The organism is Thermococcus sp. (assembly GCF_027052235.1).
GTDB lineage: Archaea > Methanobacteriota_B > Thermococci > Thermococcales > Thermococcaceae > Thermococcus.
Window position 1 is genome coordinate 1 of record NZ_JALUFF010000070.1, and the last position, 296, is coordinate 296.

The window sequence follows — 296 nt, forward strand, 5'->3', positions numbered from 1 at the left end:
TCTTTGACCTCATCAATTTTCACAGGTCTAATCTCCCCAATGCTTTTGATAACGAGTGATTTCTCTACCGTAAAAACGGAAGAACAGTCTATGAAGCTCTTTTTCTTGAGCTTACCCCTAAGGAGGTCTTTTTGTTCGAGTTCAACTTGGAATTCCCTAAAATGCGGACTTCCCGTTATTTTGAGCACTATTAAGTCGTCACTTATTCTTTTCAACTCATTGGAGCTGATAACCAGCACAGGACGGAGCTTCTTTCCTATGTAATTGGTAAAAGGAAGTTCCAAAAGGAGTATCTC

The 296-nt window shown here is 39.9% G+C and carries 1 protein-coding gene; it reads right to left on the minus strand.

The annotated features are described in order from the left end of the window. A partial coding sequence (locus MVC73_RS09540; RefSeq protein WP_297510328.1) for a type II toxin-antitoxin system PemK/MazF family toxin occupies positions 1 to 296 on the minus strand: 296 nt, incomplete at both ends.